Below are 3,372 nucleotides of genomic sequence, written 5' to 3' on the forward strand. Positions count from 1 at the left end.
GACCTGATACTGCTGTGCCGTTCCAGGTCGTGTTGCTCAGACCTTTGATCGTGTTCGTTGTTTTATCAACAACTACACTTCCTACAGTCACCTTGTCGAAGTTCACATCTTTCGCTGTCGATACTTGATAGTTGCTTGAACCATCTGCATTCGTTGTTGGGGTCACAACAACGTTATCTCCTGCTGTAACCGTCGTTTTCGCTTTGGTAGCTGCATCTTTAACGCTTGTGATTGCTCCATCAATTGTGTTCGAACCTGTGCCACCAATGTTATTGGTCGTGATTGCACCAGTTGTCGCATCAATCGTTGTATTGCCACCAATTGCATTCTTCACATCATTTGCTGTGTTGAATAATTGACTACCATTCACCGCATCAGTTGAGCTTGAATTTACCGCACCCGCTTTTACGTTAGTAATGGTTGTACCACCAGCTCCTGCAAGCGTGATCTTGTCTTTAGTCGTTGCATTGTCGTATTTAACTGCTGCATCGTCTAACGTACCCAACTTGCTATCAACTGCTGCCAATTGATCTTCTGTTGCTGCTTGACCTGATACTGCTGTGCCATTCCAAGTGGTATTGCTTAAACCACCAATCGTATTGGTTGTGCCATCAATCTTAACCTTTGTCGCACCACTACCCACATTGATTGCATCTTTGACATTCAACGTATCGCCTAAGCCCAGTTGTACACCGCCTGCAACTGTTGTACTGGTGATGTTGCTGTCACCTTTTACATTGATATCACTACCCAAGGCATAGTTGTTCTTGCCTGTCGTGCCACCAATGTTGATGCCTTTGTCTGCTGTTGCTTTAACGCTTGTGATCGCTCCATCAATTGTGTTCGAACCGGTACCACCAATGTTATTGGTCGTGATTGCACCAGTTGTCGCATCAATCGTTGTATTGCCACCAATTGCATTCTTCACATCATTTGCTGTGTTGAATAATTGGCTACCATTCACCGCATCTTTTGATGCCGCTGTCACTGCACCAGCTTTCACATTGGTGATAGTCGTGCCTGCTGCACCACCGCCTAAAGTCACTTTGTCTTTAGTCGTTGCATTGTCATATTTAACTGCTGCATCGTCTAACGTACCCAACTTGCTATCAACTGCTGCCAATTGATCTTCTGTTGCTGCTTGACCTGATACCGCTGTGCCATTCCATGTCTTATTGCTTAAACCACCGATCGTACCTGCTGTACCATCAATAGTGACTGGATTCGCTGTACCAACTTTAATGGTATTGCCTAAGCCTAGCTGTACACCATCTGCTGTCGTGGTACTGGTAATGCTGCCATCTGTTGAACCTTTAACATTCAACGTATCGCCTAAAGCAAATTGGTTACTGCTTGTACCATTTCCAAACTTAATGCCTTTGTCCGCTGTCGCTTGTGCTGCATCTGCCGCATTTTGAGCAGTCGTCACATTCTGATTGGTCGTAAATAATTGTCCACCATTCACTGCATCTGTCGATGCTGCTGAACTGATATCTCCAGCTTTAACATTGGTAATGGTTGTTCCACTAGCTCCTGCAAGCGTAATCTTGTCTTTAGTCGTTGCATTGTCATATTTGACTGCTGCATCGTCTAACGTACCCAACTTACTATCAACTGCTGCCAATTGATCTTCTGTTGCTGCCTGACCTGATACTGCTGTGCCGTTCCATGTCTTGTTCGTTAAACCACCAATCGTACCTGCTGTACCATCAATAGTGACTGGATTCGCTGTACCAACTTTAATGGTATTGCCTAAGCCTAGCTGTACACCATCTGCTGTCGTGGTACTGGTGATGCTGCCATCTGCTGAACCTTTAACATTCAGCGTATCGCCTAAAGCAAATTGGTTACTGCTTGTACCATTTCCAAACTTAATGCCTTTGTCCGCTGTCGCTTGTGCTGCATCTGCCGCATTTTGAGCAGTCGTCACATTTTGGTTGGTCGTAAATAATTGCCCACCATTCACTGCATCTGTCGATGCTGCTGAGCTGATATCTCCAGCTTTCACGTTAGTAATGGTTGTACCACCAGTACCTGCAAGCGTGATCTTGTCTTTAGTCGTTGCATTGTCGTATTTAACTGCTGCATCGTCTAACGTACCCAACTTGCTATCAACTGCTGCCAATTGATCTTCTGTTGCTGCCTGACCTGATACTGCTGTGCCGTTCCAGGTCGTGTTGCTCAGACCTTTGATCGTGTTCGTTGTTTTATCAACAACTACACTTCCTACAGTCACCTTGTCGAAGTTCACATCTTTCGCTGTCGATACTTGGTAGTTGCTTGAACCATCTGCATTCGTTGTTGGGGTCACAACAACGTTATCTCCAGCTGTAACCGTCGTTTTCGCTTTGGTAGCTGCATCTTTAACGCTTGTGATCGCACCATCAATCGTGTTCGATCCTGTGCCACCAATGTTACTTGTCGTGATTGCACCAGTTGTCGCATCAATCGTTGTATTGCCACCAATTGCATTCTTCACATCATTTGCTGTGTTGAATAATTGGCTACCATTCACCGCATCAGTTGAGCTTGAATTTACCGCACCCGCTTTTACGTTAGTAATGGTTGTACCACCAGCTCCTGCAAGCGTGATCTTGTCTTTAGTCGTTGCATTGTCGTATTTAACTGCTGCATCGTCTAACGTACCCAACTTGCTATCAACTGCTGCCAATTGATCTTCTGTTGCTACCTGACCTGATACTGCTGTGCCGTTCCAGGTCGTGTTGCTCAGACCTTTGATCGTGTTCGTTGTTTTATCAACAACTACACTTCCTACAGTCACCTTGTCGAAGTTCACATCTTTCGCTGTCGATACTTGGTAGTTGCTTGAACCATCTGCATTCGTTGTTGGGGTCACAACAACGTTATCTCCAGCTGTAACCGTCGTTTTCGCTTTGGTAGCTGCATCTTTAACGCTTGTGATCGCACCATCAATCGTGTTCGATCCTGTGCCACCAATGTTACTTGTCGTGATTGCACCAGTTGTCGCATCAATCGTTGTATTGCCACCAATTGCATTCTTCACATCATTTGCTGTGTTGAATAATTGGCTACCATTCACCGCATCAGTTGAGCTTGAATTTACCGCACCCGCTTTTACGTTAGTAATCGTGGTACCACCAACTCCTGCAAGCGTGATCTTGTCTTTAGTCGTTGCATTGTCATATTTAACTGCTGCATCGTCTAACGTACCCAACTTGCTATCAACTGCTGCCAATTGATCTTCTGTTGCTGCCTGACCTGAGACTGCTGTGCCATTCCAGGTCTTGTTCGTTAAACCACCGATCGTACCTGCTGTACCATCAATAGTGACTGGATTCGCTGTACCAACTTTAATGGTATTGCCTAAGCCTAGCTGTACACCATCTGCTG

At 45.4% G+C, this 3,372-nt stretch carries 1 protein-coding gene; it reads right to left on the minus strand.

What is annotated here, in order from left to right:
* A partial coding sequence (locus F3J02_RS18335; protein ID WP_167251612.1) for a hypothetical protein occupies positions 1-3,372 on the minus strand: 3,372 nt, incomplete at both ends.

Origin of the sequence: Acinetobacter sp. Tr-809, from assembly GCF_011753255.1 — a bacterium.
Lineage (GTDB): Bacteria > Pseudomonadota > Gammaproteobacteria > Pseudomonadales > Moraxellaceae > Acinetobacter.